The sequence below is a fragment of the Candidatus Poriferisodalis sp. genome, assembly GCF_965214215.1.
In the GTDB taxonomy this organism is placed as follows: Bacteria; Actinomycetota; Acidimicrobiia; order Acidimicrobiales; family Poriferisodalaceae; genus Poriferisodalis.
This window is the reverse complement of sequence record NZ_CBDCBD010000003.1, coordinates 2,742,694-2,759,651: the sequence shown is the minus strand read 5'-3', so window position 1 is coordinate 2,759,651 and position 16,958 is coordinate 2,742,694. Positions and strand designations below refer to the sequence as shown.

General features: G+C 67.3%; 15 protein-coding genes. 8 read left to right on the top strand and 7 right to left on the bottom strand.

The window, feature by feature from the left end; genetic code table 11:
- The first annotated feature begins 33 nt into the window (after positions 1-33).
- The 3 genes from trkA to ACOOF5_RS14705 are packed head-to-tail and all read left to right on the top strand — an operon-like array spanning position 34 to position 4,666.
- Positions 34-1,377: a Trk system potassium transporter TrkA gene (gene trkA / locus ACOOF5_RS14715; protein WP_420440434.1), complete on the top strand. Its 1,344-nt coding sequence runs from the start codon at positions 34-36 to the stop codon at positions 1,375-1,377.
- Positions 1,374-3,080: a TrkH family potassium uptake protein gene (locus ACOOF5_RS14710; RefSeq protein WP_420440432.1), complete on the top strand. Its 1,707-nt coding sequence runs from the start codon at positions 1,374-1,376 to the stop codon at positions 3,078-3,080. Before trkA ends, ACOOF5_RS14710 begins: the two co-directional genes overlap by 4 nt.
- The gene (locus tag ACOOF5_RS14705) at positions 3,077-4,666 is read left to right on the top strand and encodes a TrkH family potassium uptake protein (RefSeq protein ID WP_420440430.1); all 1,590 of its coding nucleotides are present in this window, start codon (positions 3,077-3,079) and stop codon (positions 4,664-4,666) included. The genes ACOOF5_RS14710 and ACOOF5_RS14705 overlap by 4 nt, the downstream gene beginning before the upstream one ends.
- On the opposite strand, the gene ACOOF5_RS14700 is transcribed toward ACOOF5_RS14705, so the two are convergent.
- The 4 genes from ACOOF5_RS14700 to ACOOF5_RS14685 all read right to left on the bottom strand — a co-directional run bounded on the left by ACOOF5_RS14700 (position 4,641) and on the right by ACOOF5_RS14685 (position 7,938).
- Positions 4,641-5,228: a GerMN domain-containing protein gene (locus ACOOF5_RS14700; RefSeq protein ID WP_420440428.1), complete on the bottom strand. Its 588-nt coding sequence runs from the start codon at positions 5,226-5,228 to the stop codon at positions 4,641-4,643. The genes ACOOF5_RS14705 and ACOOF5_RS14700 overlap by 26 nt on opposite strands.
- A 47-nt stretch (positions 5,229-5,275) precedes the next feature.
- Complete coding sequence (locus tag ACOOF5_RS14695) at positions 5,276-6,691, bottom strand: sensor histidine kinase (RefSeq protein ID WP_420440426.1); 1,416 nt, start codon at positions 6,689-6,691, stop codon at positions 5,276-5,278.
- Positions 6,692-6,766: 75 nt separating this feature from the next.
- Complete coding sequence (locus ACOOF5_RS14690) at positions 6,767-7,447, bottom strand: response regulator (protein WP_420440424.1); 681 nt, start codon at positions 7,445-7,447, stop codon at positions 6,767-6,769.
- 11 nt (positions 7,448-7,458) lie between these two features.
- A complete protein-coding gene (locus ACOOF5_RS14685; protein ID WP_420440422.1) occupies positions 7,459-7,938 on the bottom strand; it encodes a hypothetical protein in 480 nt (159 codons plus the stop codon).
- A 109-nt stretch (positions 7,939-8,047) separates the two neighbouring features.
- Between ACOOF5_RS14685 and ACOOF5_RS14680 the strand changes: the two genes are divergently transcribed.
- From ACOOF5_RS14680 to ACOOF5_RS14670, 3 genes are all read left to right on the top strand, one after another.
- The gene (locus tag ACOOF5_RS14680; RefSeq protein ID WP_420440420.1) at positions 8,048-8,554 is read left to right on the top strand and encodes an NUDIX hydrolase; all 507 of its coding nucleotides are present in this window, start codon (positions 8,048-8,050) and stop codon (positions 8,552-8,554) included.
- Between the two features lie 23 nt (positions 8,555-8,577).
- The gene (gene dinB / locus ACOOF5_RS14675; RefSeq protein WP_420440418.1) at positions 8,578-9,972 is read left to right on the top strand and encodes a DNA polymerase IV; all 1,395 of its coding nucleotides are present in this window, start codon (positions 8,578-8,580) and stop codon (positions 9,970-9,972) included.
- A 105-nt stretch (positions 9,973-10,077) separates the two neighbouring features.
- On the top strand, positions 10,078-10,455 hold the full coding sequence (locus ACOOF5_RS14670) for a DUF3040 domain-containing protein (protein WP_420440416.1): 378 nt from the start codon (positions 10,078-10,080) through the stop codon (positions 10,453-10,455).
- Here ACOOF5_RS14670 and ACOOF5_RS14665 read toward each other — a convergent pair.
- From ACOOF5_RS14665 to ACOOF5_RS14655, 3 genes are read right to left on the bottom strand one after another with little or no spacing between them, the layout of a single operon-like run.
- Complete coding sequence (locus tag ACOOF5_RS14665; protein WP_420440414.1) at positions 10,452-12,728, bottom strand: transglutaminaseTgpA domain-containing protein; 2,277 nt, start codon at positions 12,726-12,728, stop codon at positions 10,452-10,454. The two genes, ACOOF5_RS14670 and ACOOF5_RS14665, sit on opposite strands and share 4 nt — an antisense overlap.
- A complete protein-coding gene (locus tag ACOOF5_RS14660; protein WP_420440412.1) occupies positions 12,725-13,903 on the bottom strand; it encodes a DUF58 domain-containing protein in 1,179 nt (392 codons plus the stop codon). Before ACOOF5_RS14660 ends, ACOOF5_RS14665 begins: the two co-directional genes overlap by 4 nt.
- Before the next feature lie 28 nt (positions 13,904-13,931).
- Positions 13,932-14,912 (bottom strand): AAA family ATPase, encoded by a 981-nt coding sequence (locus ACOOF5_RS14655; RefSeq protein ID WP_420440410.1) that lies wholly within the window; start codon positions 14,910-14,912, stop codon positions 13,932-13,934.
- A gap of 563 nt (positions 14,913-15,475) precedes the next feature.
- Here ACOOF5_RS14655 and ACOOF5_RS14650 point away from each other — a divergent pair.
- Positions 15,476-16,111, top strand: coding sequence for an HNH endonuclease (locus ACOOF5_RS14650; protein ID WP_420440408.1), 636 nt, complete (start codon positions 15,476-15,478; stop codon positions 16,109-16,111).
- Positions 16,112-16,339: 228 nt separating this feature from the next.
- Positions 16,340-16,840, top strand: a complete 501-nt coding sequence (locus ACOOF5_RS14645) for a lipoyl protein ligase domain-containing protein (RefSeq protein WP_420440406.1) — start codon at positions 16,340-16,342, stop codon at positions 16,838-16,840.
- Positions 16,841-16,958 lie beyond the last annotated feature (118 nt).

Here is a 16,958-nt window from a genome sequence, read left to right as displayed (position 1 = left end):
CCTTTCCCATGGCCCGAAGTAGGGTCGCTCATTGTGAGGATTCTCGTGGTGGGGGCCGGCGAGGTCGGAAGTTACATCGCTGAGCGCCTCAGCCGTGAGGGCAATGATGTCATCGTCATCGACCAGCATTCGGGTCGCCTCGATGCGCTCGCCTCCGAGGTAGATCTGCTCACGGTGAATGGGAGCGGGACCAATCCCAGCGTGCTCTCCGAGGCCGGTCTCGATCGCGCCGAAGTCGTCGTGGCGGTCACCGATTCCGACGAGGTCAACCTGCTTGCGTGCATGCAGGCGAAGCAGGCAGGCGTGCCCGCGACAGTCGCACGGCTGCAGGACAGCGACCTGCGTGGCACCGCTGGCCGCGGCTTACGCAATGCGATTGGCGTCGATCTGGTGCTCGACCCCGACGAGCAGACCGCCGACGCAATCATGGATCTGCTCGTATATCACGGTGCATCGGACATCAATGAGCTCGCGAGCGGCGAAGTGCTGGTCGTCGGCGCCCGGCTTGCGGTAGATGCCCCGCTTGTCGGCAAGACCATGGCCGAGGTCGGCGCCTACTACGAGCCGGAATGGGACTTCATCTTCGGCGCGCTGTCGCGAGATGGCGACGTCACTGTCATGCGGCGCGATACGACGCTTCAGCCCCATGATCTGCTGAGGGTCGTGTGTCGCCGTCAGGGCCGGCGCGAGCTCATGGAGATCATGGGGCTGCATCGAACTGATCTGCGTCGAGTGATGATCCTCGGCGGTGGCCGCACAGCGGGGCTGCTGGCGGGCCGCCTGCTTGAGCGGCACATCGAGGTCGTCATCATCGAATTGCAGCACCAGCGGTGTCTCGAGTTGAGCGAGCGCCACGCAGGCGCCTTGGTGCTGCATGGCGACATCACCGATATCGATGTTCTCGCTCGCGAGGACATCGGAAGTTTCGATGCCGTCGTCGCGGCCACGGGCGAGGACGACGCCAATGTGCTGGCCTGCCTGTACGCCAAGTCGGAGGGCGCCAGCGAGACGATCGCTGTGGTGCATCGTCTGTCGCTATTGCCGCTGCTGGAGCAGGTTGGCATCGATGCTGCGCTCTCGCCCCGTACCGCGAGCGCCAACATGGTGCTGCGGATGGTCCGTGGCGACGTCACAGCCGTCGCCACCTTCCTCGAGGGCAATATCGAAGTGCTCGAATTTGCGGTGGGCGCCGGCTCGAAAGCTGATGGCTCGACCGTGCGCGATCTCCACCTGCCCGGCCAGATGCTGCTGGCTGCGATCGTGCGCGACGGCAAAGCCCGCATTGCGCGGGGTCGCAGCGAGTTGAGGGCGCGGGACCACGTGGTCGCCTTTGTGACGCCTGACTGCGTGGACGAGGTCAAGCAGGCCTTTCGGTGACACCTCGTCCGGCTCGCCGGGCTCGGGAGCGGGAGCGGGAGAGGCTGCGCCGATTGGTAGTGCGAGCGGTGCGAGCCGGCGACGGCGCGCTGCATCGGTGGGCCTGTGGGCCCTACGAATCGACCCTTGCCGTCGTGGCCTTGGTGGTGCTCGCCGCCGCTGCGCCGGTGTTCGCTGCATGTGCAGTATTCGACTGGTTGTTCGGGGGACGGGTTGGGGCGAGCGGCGAGTCGGGGACTGATGCTGTCCCGCTGTTGATCGCAGGCGCTGCCATCGCGTTGTTCGCATTAGGCCTCATGCGACTGTGCCGATTTGAGCGACGTATCACTGAACGCCAGACCCTGACAGCGCTCGTGCTTGGGTCGTTTGCGGCGGTGGCCGCCTTTGCGATCGCTCACCTCGCGACCGGCGCAGTCCCACCCACGGCGTTGGCGACGGCGTTCGCCGAGGCGGCGGCGACGGTGACCGGCACCAATAGCACAACGATCCCAACAGTCGATTTCGATCAAAGGCTGGATCTCGGCGGCGGGATGCTGGCGCTGCGAGCGGCGGGGCAGTGGTTGGGCGGGGCTGCCTTCATCGTCGTGCTGGTGCGTGTACTGCCGCATCTCGGAGTCGGCGGACTGGACTCCGATGGGGGAGTGGCGACCCGTGCGGCTCGCAGGCTGGCACCGCGCAGAGCCGGCACGATGGGCCGCCTGCTGCTGCTGTACGCGGCTCTCACCGTGCTGGTCGCCGGCGGCTACGCGCTGGCGGGTATGCCGCTGACCCAGAGCGGGCTGCACGCACTGACCACGGCATCGACCGGGGGTTTCTCCACGTACGCAGACTCGCTGGGTCATTTCGACTCGTGGGCCATCGAGAGCGTGGCGATCTTCGGCATGGCAGCCGGTGGCGTGAGCCTGCCGCTGATGTTCCTCGCGCTCCGTCGCCGCGACCCTGCCCGATTCATACGCAGCTACGAATTCCGGCTGTACCTCACGCTTATCGTCGGGGCCACCGTGATCGTGGCGCTGTGGACCGGCGACGACTTCGGCTCCGCCCAGATCTTCGGCTTCGAGCACCTCCGCAGATCGCTGTTCGCGGTGGTGTCGGTGATCTCCACGACCGGCTTCGAGACGGCGTCGTTCGTCGATCTCTCGAACGGCAGCCAGGCGATTCTGATGGTGCTCATGGTGATCGGCGGCATGAGCGCGTCCATGGCCGGCGGTTTCAAGGTTGTGCGTCTGCTGACGCTCGCTTCCTATATCGGGCGCGAGCTGCGCCGCGCCATCTACCCATCGCTGGCGGAGCGGCTGCGCCTGGGCCGCTCGACCATCTCGGAGACCACGATCAGCCGCATCGTGGGAGAACTGCTGCTCGCAGCGCTGCTGCTGATTCCCGCGGCGATCCTGCTCGGCGCCAGCGGGCTCGACATCGTCGGCGCGCTCAGCTACGCCGTGTCCGCGCTCTCCAATGTTGGGCCAGCCCTGTCCTATGTCGATCCGGACCTGCCCAGTGATGTGCCAGCGGTGGGCTCGACCGGGCATCTGGCAGCGGTCAACTGGCTAGGGCATCTCACCGCAGGGCTGCTCATGCTGCTCGGCCGCATGTCGGTGACCGCGGCGGCGGTGGCGCTGAGTGTTGCGGCATATCCCCTGGTGACTGCGATCCGTCATGGGCGGTGGCGTCGCCGGACGCACTCACCGATGAGCGTGCGATGAGCACCATGGCATCGCTGGGGGAACGACGCTTCGAATCCACCCCGGTACACGTGAGCGGGGTGGCCCTGCTACTGGTGGCGGCGGGCATGGCAGTCTCCGCAGGCGTCGCGCTCATTGACGGCGGCGGGGGAGCGCTTGCGCTGGGAACCTCCGCCGCGGTCACTGCGAGCGTCGGCAGCGCCATGATGGGCTCGACCACGGCCGCGGATCGGTCCGACTCGCCGCTGGCGTTCGCGGCGGTGGCCTGGGCATGGCTGGCGGTCTCGATAGCGGGAACGATGCCGTACCTGTTCAGCGGCGTGATCGGTTGGAGCGAGGCCGACAACGCACTCTTCGAATCGGTCTCGGGCTTCACCTGCACGGGTGCCACGATCTTGGCCGACATCGACGGGGTTGCGCACGGGATCCTCTTCTTCCGCAGCATGACGCAGTGGTTCGGCGGCATGGGCCTGATCGTCCTCGCCGTGAGCGTGCTGCCCGCACTGAAGGTCGGCGGTCTCGAGCTCATCGCCAACGAGGCACCCGGCCCGACAGCCGATCGCTTCACGCCGCGCATAGCGGCCACGGCCCAGCGGCTGTGGATGTTGTACGGCGGGTTCACGGTGGCGGTCGCGCTCGCCTTGCTGGCAGCGGGACTGAGTCCCTTTGACGCGGTGGCACACGCCTTCACCACGGTGGCGACCGGGGGTTATTCGACTCACTCGGCGTCGATCGCCTACTTCGACTCGGTAGCGGTCGAAGGGGTGGTGATCGTCGGCATGATCATCTGCGGCGCGAGCTTCTCGATCCACTGGCACACCATCATGCGCACCCGCTCGAAGCTGCGGGGCTACTCGGAGCTGCGCTGGTACCTGGGACTCATCGGCGGTGCCGCGATTGCCTTGCTGGTATTCAATTCTGGCAAGCTCGATTTCGGCTCGAATATCCGGGAGGCGGCGTTCTATGCAGCGTCGCTGGGGTCCAATACGGGCTACGGCCTCACCGATTACACCCACTCGCAATTCTGGACGCCCTCCGCGCAGCTCGTGTTGCTGGCACTGTTCCTGGTGGGCGGCATGACGGGTTCGACCGCAGGCGGCATGAAAGTGCTGCGCCTGCAGATCGTGGCCCGTTACGCGGTCCGGGAGGTCATTCGCGCTCGCCACCGCAGGGCGGTGCTGCCGATGCGCATCGGCGACACCACCGTGGCCGAGGACGTGGCGGCGCGGGCGCTGGGCTTCGTGCTGCTCTATCTGGGTCTCGCTCTGGCGGGCGGGGTGCTGATGACCGCACTCGGCAATGATCTCGAGACCGGTTTTTCCGGTGCGGTCTCGGCCATCGGCACCGTCGGCCCGGCGCTGGGCGAGGCCGGGCCGACCTCATCGGCGCTGGCGTTCGAGCGTGCGTCCCGGCCGGTGATGATGGTGCTCATGCTGTTCGGCCGCCTCGAAGTGTTTCCCACGATGCTGATGTTCGTTGCTGCGATGCGGGCTGGCACTCGCTCGCGCTACGGGCGGCAGGCAGCATTGCGCGGACCACGCCGGCTGACTCGCTGGGAAACCCACGCATCCACACGAGCGATCAAGAGACAGCGCGCAGGGGAGTGAGCGGCATCAACTCGCTGAAGTCGTCTACCCGCAGCGCGCGAGGAAGCTCGCCGGGCTGGACCTGTGCAATTGTCCCGGCCCCGTCGGGAAGCAACTGCGCGACGCCGTCGAGAAAGAACAGCACGCCTTGGCTATCTCGTGCCAGCGCTGAGGCGGTGAGGACGAGTTGTGCCACCGCGCGCACCCTCTGGGCGCCTTCGACTTCGAAGAACACCTCATTGAGGTGGATGGAAACAACGTTGTTCCGCAAGAGCTGCACGTCCACGACCTCGGTGCCGGCCGGGATCGCCGATTCGAGTCCGTTTTCGGCTTCGGCCGGTGTCGGGCCCGCCAGCAGGTTGTTGAGAGGGGCATCGAGGAAGACCGGTGCCGCGAGGGGACGTTGCAATTCCACGAGCAGGCCGTCGCGAAGGAAATAGACCGCATGCAGCGAGGTTGTCGGCGTATCGGGAGCTGCACCCACGACGGGTTGGTTGTTGCGTTCGGGAAAGACGCCTGACGGCACCTCGACACGGGAAGGAGCGTCGTCGGTGGGCAAACCGCACCCGGTAAGAGCAATCACGCAACCGATGGCTGCGCCGAGGCATTTCATTACGCAGCGGTGGACCTTCATCGGTGCCCCGCGATGGGAAGTCTGACGACGAAACGCGCTCCGCGCTGGCCGTCGGGGCGTGCCTCCACGTGCACAGTTCCCCCATGTCGGCGGGTGTGCTCGTACACCAGCGCCAGTCCGAGACCAGCGCCACTGCCTGCTCCTCGCTTGCGCGCCGCAGCACCGCGCGTGAAACGCTCGAACACGAGCTCGCGTTCGGAGGGCGCTACCCCCGGGCCGTCGTCCTCGACGGCGACTCGAACCGAATTGCCCGGTCGGGAGATCTCCACGCGGGCAACGCCGCCGCCGTGCTTGTCGGCATTTCGCAGCAGGTTGTCGAAGACCTGCGCAAGTCCTCGCTTGTCGCCGATCACGACTGCATCGGTCGCAGTCGCGCTGATGTCCAGTGTGACGTCGGACCCGTGCGTGGCGACGCGATGCTGGACCAACTCGGTGATGTTGACGAGGCCGCGTTCGAAGACCGAACCGTCCGCATCGGGGCGAGATATCTCCAGCAGATCCTGTACGAGCTGTTGGAACCTGTCGACCTCCGAAGCGAGCAGATCCAGTGCCGTTGCACCTTGAGCCGACAGATCGTCGCGATGGCCGCTGAGGTAGTCGATCGAGCTCCGCAGGGTCTGCAGCGGTGAACGCAACTCATGGCTCACGTCGGACGCGAACCTGGCGTCACGCGCAATCCGGCGTTCCATGGCATCGGCCATGTCGTTGAACGACTCCACGATCACGGCGAGGTCGGGGTCGTCGCTGCGTTCGACGCGCGTGTCGAAGCGGCCGTGAGCGATCGAGTTCGCAGCATCGGACACCGTTGCCAGCGGTCGCAACAACCGTCCGCCCGCCCAGGCGCCGACGGCGACGCCGATGAGCACCGTCAGCGCGGCGCCCACGCCGAGGATCAGGCGCAAGCTCGCGAGCGTGGCCTCGATCTCAGAGAGGGGGACCACCTCGAAGTACAGCGTTTCGCTGAGCTGGGACACCGCAGACGGACGCAAGCGCAGACCCAGCGCGAGCTGGGGAACACCGTCGAGCCGGTATCGCATCGCGTGGGCCTCGTCAGACCGCTCCACCGCATCCACGAACTCGTCGGGCAGGTCGCTGGGCACGAGCGACGGAGATCGCCAGACGTCGGGCCCGGTGCGGACGATGGAGCGGCTGCCGCTGAGGCTGGGAAGCGATTCCAAGAGGACGGCGAAGTCGGGGCTCTCCGCACGCAGCGAGCCCTGCACCTGCGTCGCATTCGCGAAGAACTGGGCCTCGGAGGAATCTTGGCGCAGGCCCAGCATCGAGCCTCGGGAGAGGCTGTAGGTCATGACGACCAGCAGGAACGCCGCCAGCATCGCGCCAAGCGTGAACGCCCCGACAACCCGAGCGCGTAGCGGCAGCCGCCGCAGTGGGCGCGGCCACCGCAACCTCATGTCACCACTCTGCGAGCGGGTGCCGCCATCGGGCACGGCAGCCGCCGCAGTGGGCGCGGCCACCGCAACCTCACGTCAGGATCGCAGCTTGTAGCCCAAGCCGCGGGCCGTCGCCACGTAGCGCGGGCTGGCCGGGTCGTCCTCGATCTTGAGGCGCAACCGGCGCACGTGAACATCGACGAGCCGGCCGTCGCCGAAGTAGTCGTAGCCCCAGACTCGCTCGAGCAGTTGCTCGCGGCTCATCACTTTGCCGGGATTGTCGGACAGCTCGCAGAGCAGTCGGAACTCCGTCTTGGTGAGGTGCAGTTCGTCGCCGCCTTTGGTCACGACGCCTTCGTCGGGGTAGATCTCGAGATCGCCGACTGTGCGCGGCAGGCCGCTGCCGTCCACAGTCCGGCTCCGGCGCAGCAGAGCCCTGATTCGGGCGGACAGTTCGTTAGGCGCGAAGGGCTTGGTGAGGTAGTCGTCGGCACCGGCCTCGAGTCCGGCTACGACGTCATGGGTGTCGTCACGCGCAGTCACCATGATGATCGGCACATGGCTGATGCGGCGGATCGAGCGGCACAGTTCGAACCCGTCGAGACCCGGGAGCATGATGTCGACCAGCACGACGTCGGTGCTCTCAGGTGTGAACTGCTCGAGAGCCTCCTCGCACGACTCTGCCTCGCTGACCTGCCAGCCTTCGTCTTCCAGCGCGAGGCGCAGCGCCGTGCGGATTCGCTCGTCATCTTCGACTGCGAGAACGTTGGTGGTCACCGTCATACTGCCTATTCGCCGCCTGCGCCGTCGCCGAACCCAGCATCGTAGAACGGCTCCCAGTGCCCGAAGCCGGCCGTGTCGTCGTAGGCAGGCGATGCTGTGCCGGTTGCACCTTGGCCCGGGCGCTGTTCTCCCCGGCGCTCCCGCACTGAGGCCTGATCGGCCCATTCGCTCATGGAGCGCAGCACGAGCGCTGCGAGTGCAGCGACGCCTGCCGCGGCTGCCAGCGCTCCGATGACGGTCCCGCCCAGCGCGGGGCCGACGCAGTTCAGGCTGCACTGCAGGGCGCCCGTCGCCCAGCCCGCAAGCCCGCCACAGACTGCGGCGACGACAATCGCGGCGAAGGCCACTGCGCGGGCGAGCACGGAGGGCAAAGCGGTGGGCGCAGCAGTGAGCCCGATGCCGCCGTCCATCGGATCGTCGGCGCTGGCGGGGGCCCCTGGTTTCTGCGGACCGCTGCGCGGCCAGTCGTCGCCCTGCACGCTCACCCGGGCCATGGTACGGCCAGGCGAGACCCAGACCGTCAATCGCCCGAGCGTGCGGCGCTCTGCGTTGGGTGTCGGCTCAGGCGCCCGGCTTGCGTGGCAGACTGCCGGAGTGCCCTCTGATGTGCACCGATGGGCTGTTGCCGGCGGCATTCTTGCGCACGACGGTGCTGTGCTCATGGTCAACAACCGTCGACGCAATGGCAGCACCGACTGGAGTACGCCGGGCGGAGTCGTCGATCCAGGCGAGACGGTGCTCGGGGCATTGACCCGTGAGGTTGCCGAGGAGACCGGCTTGCAGGTCGCAGCTTGGGACGGGCCCCTCTATACCGTCGAGGCCGACGGCACCGGCGGACCCGGTTGGTTCTTGAAGGTCGAGGTTCACGAGGCCCAGCAGTGGAGCGGTGACCTCGATATCGACGACCCCGATGGCATCGTCTTCGATGCTCGATGGGTGCGCATCGGCGAACTCGAGGATCTACTTACAGGCCAGTACGCATGGATGGCTGAACCGCTGCTCGTGTACCTGGACGGCGGTGCTCCGCGGGGCCACGTGTTCCGATACACCGTGACCGGCGATCATCGCAGCGGCTTGGTGGTGACGCCCGAGGGGCGCTGACCGCAGCGACTCACCGCAGTCCCATGAGCCGATCACCGCATCGACTGCCCGACCCAACCGATCCCAGCGAGCTCCCGATCCTGCACGTCGACATGGACGCGTTCTACGTGGAGGTGGAACGCAAGCGCGATCCGTCGCTGGTCGGGCGCCCGGTGATCGTGGGGGGATCAGGCAGGCGCGGTGTCGTCGCATCGGCTAGCTACGAAGCGCGGGCGTCGGGCGTTCATGCGGCGATGCCGACCGCACAGGCGCGCCGGCTGTGTCCGGGGGCTGCGGTCATCACGTCGGATTTCTCTGGCTACGTCGAGGCCTCTTCGGCAATCGCGGAAGTCTTTGAGTCGGTCACACCTCATGTGGAGCCGATTGCGCTGGATGAGGCCTTTTTGGATGTCTCCGGCGCCCACCGGCTCTTCGGCCCGTCGCCTCAGATCGCGTGGCACCTGCGCGATGCAATCCGCGACGCGGTGGCACTTGAATGTTCCGTGGGAGTCGCCTCCAACAAGACCTTGGCAAAGCTCGCCTCGGAAGCGGCGAAGCCGGCCGTGCGCTCGACTGGCCCCGAGCCAGGGATCGGCGTTCGGGTGGTATGTGTCGCGGACGAGCTGGAATTCCTGCGGGCCCACCGCGCGGAGGCGCTGTGGGGTGTGGGACCGGTGACGCTGCGTCGGCTCCACGAGATCGATGTGCACACCGTGGGCGACTTGGCGGCGGTGCCGCTGGAGCGGCTGATCTCCGCTGTCGGCACGGCGCACGGCGCGCACCTGGCGGCACTCGCACAGGGACGTGATGACCGGCCGGTACATCGAGGCGGGATACCGCGTTCGATCAGCCACGAGCAGACATTCGAATTTGACCTGATTGATGCAGATCTCATTCGAGGTGAAGCGATCCGGCTCGCCGATGCCGTCGCGTCACGTCTGCGCGCCCACGGGCTGTCGGGGCGGACCGTCACGGTCAAGGTGAAGCATCCTGACTTCTCGCTGCGGACGCGAGCGCACACGCTCGACGAGCCGGTCCAAACCGGCACGAAGGTCGCGCAGGTGGCACAGCGGCTTATCGGCACCCTCGATCTCGGCGGGGGAATCCGCTTGCTGGGCGTGGCGATGTCGAACCTGACGGTGTCGATTCTGGAGGGGACGGCCTCTGGCGGGACCGAGGCTGACGCAGCCGCTGTCGACGAAGACTCCGCGCAGCCCTCGGCCCCACTCCAGCTCGCATTCGACTTGGGCATGCGATCCGATGCTGATCCAGCGCGCAGTGGCGACGCGGACCGCGGCCCGACCGGCGACTCTGAACTCGACCTCCAGATTGCTGACGCCCTGGACGCCATTCGAGACCGTTTTGGCCGTGCCGTGATTGCGCACGGCTCGGCTGCCTTGCGAGGCGGTCAGCCCGGCGAACGCCGCTGGGGCCGCTGAAACCACTGCTGCGTCGGCACGAAGCACGCGGGGTGCGTGGAGGTAGTGCTAGGCGCGGTCCTACACTGGACCCAACATCGGTGAGACAGCATTTGGAGTTTGTGCGTGCCGCTTTCCGAAGACGAACAACGGATCCTGCTCGAGATCGAGAAGGACTTCTACGACACTGACCCGGAGTTCGCGCGGGAAGTGTCTGAGACCACGCTGACTCGCCATGCCCTGCGCAACATCCGCTGGGCTGTGCTGGGCGGGATCCTGGGTCTGGTCGGCATCGGCTTGGGCCTGCAGGTGCACTTCGCGCTGTCTTTCGTCGCATTCCTGGTGGTGTTCGCGAGTGCAGTCGTGATCGAGCGCAACGTCCGCAAGATGGGCAGACTGGGTCTCGAGAAGGTCTCCGATTCGATCGCGAAGCGCACCAAGCCCGACAGTTCGGCATCTTTCGGCGACCGTATGAGGCGCCGTTTTCGCGACGACCCCAGCTAGCCGGTCTTCGTCATCTCGCCGTCGAGCGTGCTGCGCCGGCGGCGCCGTGAGCGAGGGCCGGCGACCATCGCCGCCGGGCGGCAGGCAGTCCCCAGGCGATCCCATCGGCTGCGAGCAGACCGGATGCGCGACTCGAGGTGCTGCGCATGCTCTCTGGCGCCTGCAACCGTCTGCGGCGTCGGCGGCTCGGAGGCAAAAGCCGCTTCCTGAGCGGCAGCGGCCAGAGCATGCATCTCGCCGGAATCGATACGCAGCCGGCGGTCGACACGATCGGCGAATTCGGTGTGCGTCTCCGCGGCCCGCTGATCGATACCGAGACTGAACAGGGTCTCCGCAACATCGTCCCACGCAGCGGCAACCGCGGCGCGCTCATCGTGACGGGCCCGGCGATGGTGCAGAGCTCGGCGGATGCGCACGACCGATGGCACGGTGACGAGCCATCCGACGCCGACTGCCAGAACGGCGTAGAACGGCACGACAAGCCACTCCGACCAGCTGCCGGTCGGGGACTGTGAACCCTCGAAATCCAGGACATCCACGAATCCCTCGAGATCGCCTGACAGCCCTTCCAGATCGTCGAGGCCCTGCGCCCCGATGAACCCGGAGCCCGCCTCACCAGCTGCGTTTGGGTCGCCGGGCACCACCTGCTGGGGTGCCACGCCGGTGTACACCACAGCCCCTGGAGCCCCGCGCCCCGGCGTGGGCTCGAAGTACACCCAGCGCCCTGCAATCCAGATCTCTGGCCACGCGTGATAGTGCTCGCCCCTGACCACGAAGGTGCCGTCGACGAGTTCGCCCGGGGTGAAACCCACGGCAACACGCGACGGCAATCCGATTGCTCGGGCCATCGCTGCGTAGGTGCCTGCGAATTGCTCGCAATAGCCGCGCCGTTCGGAGAACAGGAACTGTTCCATGCGTTCGGTGTCATGCCCGCTGGGCACCCGCAGCGCGTACACGAAGTTCTCGAGGAAAAAGTTCTGCAGCGCCAGGGCCTTGGCATAGGGGCCCGTCGCGTCGGCCGTGATGTCGCCAGCGAGACCGGCGACGCGTTCATTGAAGCCCTCGGGCAGCGCTAGGTACGTTTCGGCGATGTGGGGCGGAACCTCGTCGCCGGCGGCCACGAGCCCGGCGACGGAGGGGACATCGGCCTCCGAGTGGACGGTGTAGGTCATCCCGGGCTCGAGCTCATTGCTGTGCTGAGTGACCAGCGTGCCGGTTTCGGGGTCGTACAGCACATCTGGACCGTGGTAGCCGACCGGCTCGTACGCGGCCGGCAGCCAGATGCTGTCGAGCGCCCCGACGGTGAACCGCTGGGTGAGCAGGTCGTCATCGGCGCGCGCTCCCAAGTGTCGGGTCGCATCTCCGTAGACCTGTTCGGAGCCCCAGAACGTCCCGTCGAAGCGACTGAGCCCCGAGACCCTCCAATACGCGGGCGCGTCTGCTTGGACGCGGAACAGCTCTGCACCCGAGGTGCCTACCAAGCGACCTTGGGCGTTGACGAGGGGACTGATCGTCACGCGTGACGCGGGGGCAGTGCCGTCGAGGTCCTTCCATGAGACGATCGCCGGAGCGTCGCTGCCTGGCAGCAACGGCACCAGCAGCGCTGCGCCCACGGCAGCGGCGGTGCCCAAGCGCAGCGCTGTACGCAGCGGCACCGACGCACGCCGCTGCTCCGATGATCCGACCGCCGTGCGGTCGCCGGTGTAGTGGATGCCGTATGCGGCTGCGAACGCGACGGCGCACACGATGACGGCGGCAGCGCTGCGAATACGCCACGCATCGGTGCCTAATGCCCCCACAAAGGCGAGCACGCCGAATGCGGGCAGCAATGCGGGGCCCATCGATTTCGCACGCAGCGCCAGCGTGTCGGCGGCGAATGCTGCGAGCCAGACGACGACGCCCCCGATTGCCAAGAACCCGGCAGTGGCAGGTGTCGGCGCCTCGACGATGCCGAATGCCCTCCATGCTGCGGCGATGTCAGCCGCGGCCTGACGGAGCGTCTCGGCGCTGGGCGCCACGCGCAGCCACAAGGTGTCGGAGTAGAGCGCCAGCCCTTCGACGATGATCAGCATCACCACCGACGCCGTCACAGCCGCCGCGAGCGGCCAGCGCTGCCGTCTCGTCACTGCGGCCGACGCATGCCCACCCATCGCCAGGATCAGCCACAAGGGTGCGTAGTCCCACGTGTCGAAGAGGCGCCGAGCGATGAGGACCGACACCAGCGTCAGCAGCCACAGGGAGATTTCCACCTGCCACAGACTTCGTCCCCTCATGAGCGAACTGCTGCGGTCTGTTCAGACGCCTGGGCTGCTGCCCATTTGGGTCCGAGCTCGGCGGCGGAGGTGATGTCGAGGAATCTCGGCCCGGCCGACGGCAGAGAATCGCCGGACCTGCAGATGCGGATGACCGTCATCGACGAGCTGCGCGTGCTTGCAGCCGCAATCGCCTCAGCATCCCGAGCCGCATCAAGTGCCGTCCCCCCGAACACGACGATCACCGCGCCCACCGCAGTGGCCGCTGCGGCTGCGAGTGCGCTGCGCAACGATCCCGATGCCGAAGGGGAGACGTCGGCGAGGGAGTCGAACAGCTGCGCCAAGCCTTCCCCCGAGGTCACGAAGCCCGTATCCGCCCCAGCGACCGTGACCAGCCGGATCGGATCGTGCCGAGCGGCGCTGGCGAGCACCACGCTGGCCGCGGCCGACACGGCCAGCTCGAAATGAGCTTCGTCGAAGGCGGTACTGCGGGTGTCGAGCACCACCGTGACCCGGCTGCGGCGGGGGACCTCGTCTTCGCGCACCATGGGACGGCCGAGACGGGCAGTCGAAGGCCAGTGAATGCGGCGGACATCGTCGCCAGCCGTGTAGTCGCGCAGTGAGTAGAAATCTTCCCCGATGCGTTGCAGCGTGTGAGCGTCGGCTGCAAGTCCCAGCGGCTCAGGGCCCCGAGCAAGGCGTGGCGGAACCAGTGTCTGCGTTGCGGGATACACGACGAGCGTCGTCTGAGGGCCGGACCCGATCGGGGTGCGCGACAAGCCCAATGGATCGACGACATCGACCACCGCCGGACCGATCTCGAGGCGACCCCGGCGGTGGGTCGGCAGCAGGTACGACGTGTTCAGGCGCTCAGCGGTGAGCAACGGACCGACGTGCAGTCGTGCCCCGAGCGTGCCGCTCACCGGGTCGGTCATATGCAGCACCGGGGATGGCCCGCCCAGGTTGGTGAGGGCGAGCTGCACCCGTGCTTTGCCGCCTGCGTGGACGCGCACAGGCTGCACCGAGCGCTGGATCCGCAGACGGATCCTGCGCGTGCGGGTCCATATCGCAGCGCTGCACACCAGCGCGAGGCCCGCGACGGCAAGAACGAGCAGCTCGCCCATGCCGAAGAGGCGCCCAGCCCCAGCGGCCACGACAGAGCCCATTCCCACCGAGAGGCCCCGCCGTGTCAGCATGCGACCCCCCGGGGCATCGAAACGAGTGTCAGCCGGCGGCAGTGGGCACGGCGACGGTCTCGAAGACGTCGCGCAGCGCTGTCTGGGGCGTCAAGCCCTGCAGTTGTGCGTCGGGGCTCAGTCTGATCCGGTGGCTGAGTACTGGTTCGGCGACAGCTTTCACGTCGTCGGGGACCACGTAGTTTCGACCCGCAGCGAGTGCGCGTGCCTGCGAAACTCGCTGGAGATCGAGGGTCGCCCGCGGGCTGATGCCCAGGGTGATCGTGCCGCGCTGTCGCGAGGCGTGGGCCACGGCGACGATGTAGCGGCGCAGTACCGGCGCGACATGGACCTCCGTGACGGTGCGCGCCATGGCAAGTACCTCGCCTGCGGTCGCAACCGGTTCGAGCGAAATCTCAGTCGATCCGTCGTGGAGATTGAGCACCTCGATGGCCGAGTCCGCGTCGGGGTAGCCGATGCTGATCCGCATGAGAAACCGATCGAGCTGTGATTCGGGCAGCGGGTAGGTGCCCTCATGCTCGATCGGGTTCTGGGTGGCGATCACCATGAACGGTTGGCCGAGTGGGCGCGTCGTGCGGTCGGTGGTGACCTGGCGTTCCTGCATCGCCTCGAGCAGCGCCGCCTGCGTCTTCGGTGAGGCCCGATTGATCTCGTCCACGAGCACGATGCTGGAGAAGAGCGCGCCGGAACGGAACTCGAACGTGCGCTCGCGCTCGTCCCACACGTTCACGCCGATGACATCGGACGGCAGAACGTCGGGCGTGAACTGAATCCGCCCGAACGGTGCGTCGATCGAGGCTGCCAGCGATTTGGCGAGACTGGTCTTGCCGACGCCAGGCACGTCTTCGATCAGCAGATGCCCATCGCACAGCAGGCACAGCAGCGAGAGTCCGACGGCGTCGGTCTTGCCGCGGATCACCTGCTCCACATTCGCCGTGATCCGCTCGAACGTCTGCCCGAACGTCTCGGCATCGGCCACGTGCGTATGCGGGGCGGAGTGATTGCGCACGGCGGCTGACTTTCGGGGATGAGACAGCGAACGATCTGGCTCGCTGGTATCGGCAGGCTCAGAACGCTCTGAGGCTACTCAGCGTGGCCGCTTGGACTCTGTGCTTCCCGCTCTTGTTCGCGGCGCTCACGGGCCGCTTGGGCCTGTGCTTCCCGCTTTTGTTCGCGGCGCTCACGGGCCGCTTGGGCCTGTGCTTGCCGCTTTTGTTCGCTGTGCTCACGGGCCGCTAGTGCCCGGGGCTCAGCATCTAAGGTGGTCCGGTGCGCCGACCACGTACTTTGCGCAGTCCTCGCTTGGGGGCGACGCTGGTTGCGGTGGCAACGCGCCCGCATTTGTGGATCACGGCGGCGAGGGCCGTGAGGCGACTGGTTCCGCAGCGCTGGTGGACCCGAGCGCCATACTTGCCGCTGCCCCACCGTGACTATGTGCGATTCCGCCTGCTGACTGCGGTCGGCAGCGACGCGAATGCGGCCGCGGAACCCTCCGATCTGATCCAATGGCTGGAATGGTGCAGACGTTGGCCGGCCGCCGTTGCGGTTCGGACGTGACATGGGGCCCGTGACATGACTCCACCTGGCGCCGTCGCGTATGCGTCGCAGACGGTTGGCGACGCGGCCAAGGCATACGGCACACGCAATGGCCATCGGGTCCTGCGTGACCCGACGGTCGCACGGGCTCGCTCCGTGCTGTCGGATCGGACGCTGGTGCTGAACGTCACCTACCAGCCCTTGTCGATCACGACGGTGCGACGCGCCCTGCTGCTCGTGCTGGCGGGCAAAGCCGATGTCATCCACGCCCGGCCGGGGAGCATTCGTTCGCCGCGGCTGACGATGTCTGTGCCTTCGATCGTGCGGCTGCGGTACCACGCGCGGGCGCCATACCGCCGACGGGCGCCGCTGCACCGGCGGGCGGTGTTCGCCCGCGACGCCTACCGCTGCCAGTACTGCGGGAACCGGGCGGAGTGCATCGATCATGTTCACCCCCGCAGCCGCGGCGGTGAACACACGTGGGAAAACGTGGTGGCCTGTTGCCGGGCCTGCAACGTGGGCAAGGGCGACTCGTTACTGTCGGATGGCCGCTACCGGCTGCGCCAGACTCCCTACGCTCCCGAGCCGCTTGCTGTCGTGGCCGCAATGCGAGGCGACGCCCCCGCCGAGTGGACCGACTATCTCGCAGACCTGCGTCCTCAGCTCGTCTGAATGGACCCGCAGCAGGCCTGAGCAGCTGAGCCCACAGGCGCAGCCATGGCTCGGGCGTTCTGCCATCGTTGGCCTGTGAGTGCGTGGATACGCGACGAATGGCGGGCGAGCGCCGGGCTGCTTCATGCGCGCCCGATGCCGCGGGACGGCCGACGTCGCATCTCAAGGTTGCGCCCGACTGCGCCCGCCGTGGTCTTGGGCTCTGCGAGCCCTGATCCCTTTGGCGGCATGCGCAACGACCTGGTTCGCCGGCGCAGTGGCGGGGGACTGGTGTGGCTCGACCCTGCGGCGATCGTGTGGGTGGACGTCTTCGTGCCAGCGGGGGATCCGCTGTGGCGATCAGACGTCAGCGAGGCATTCCATTGGCTGGGGCGCCGGTTGGCTATGGCGTTCTCGCACGTGGGCGTGCCGGCGAGCACGTATCGCGGTCCCTACGAGGCGGGCCCATCGCAGGGCCTGGTGTGCTTCGCGTCACTTGGTCCGGGCGAGGTCACCGCGGGCGGCCGGAAGCTGGTCGGCGTATCCCAGCGTCGTACCCGCGAGGGGAGCCGCTTCCAATGTGTCGCCTATGAGCGGTTCGAGCTCGGGCCCTTGGCGTCGGCTGTGGATTCCGGCACGTCAGATCTGATCCGCGATCGCGCAGCGGGCTGGGCGGAGTTCGGCGTCAGCAACTCACCTTCGGAGATCGCCCGGCTGCTGATGGGATTCATCACCGAGCACGACGCCTGAACCTCGCCGGCGTGCCCGCGGCGGGGCACCACATCCCGCGGCGGCGGCGAGGATGGCCCGCGACGGGCGACTTGGCACATTCGGGGTGGACATAGTGGGTGTTTGACCCATAAAGTGG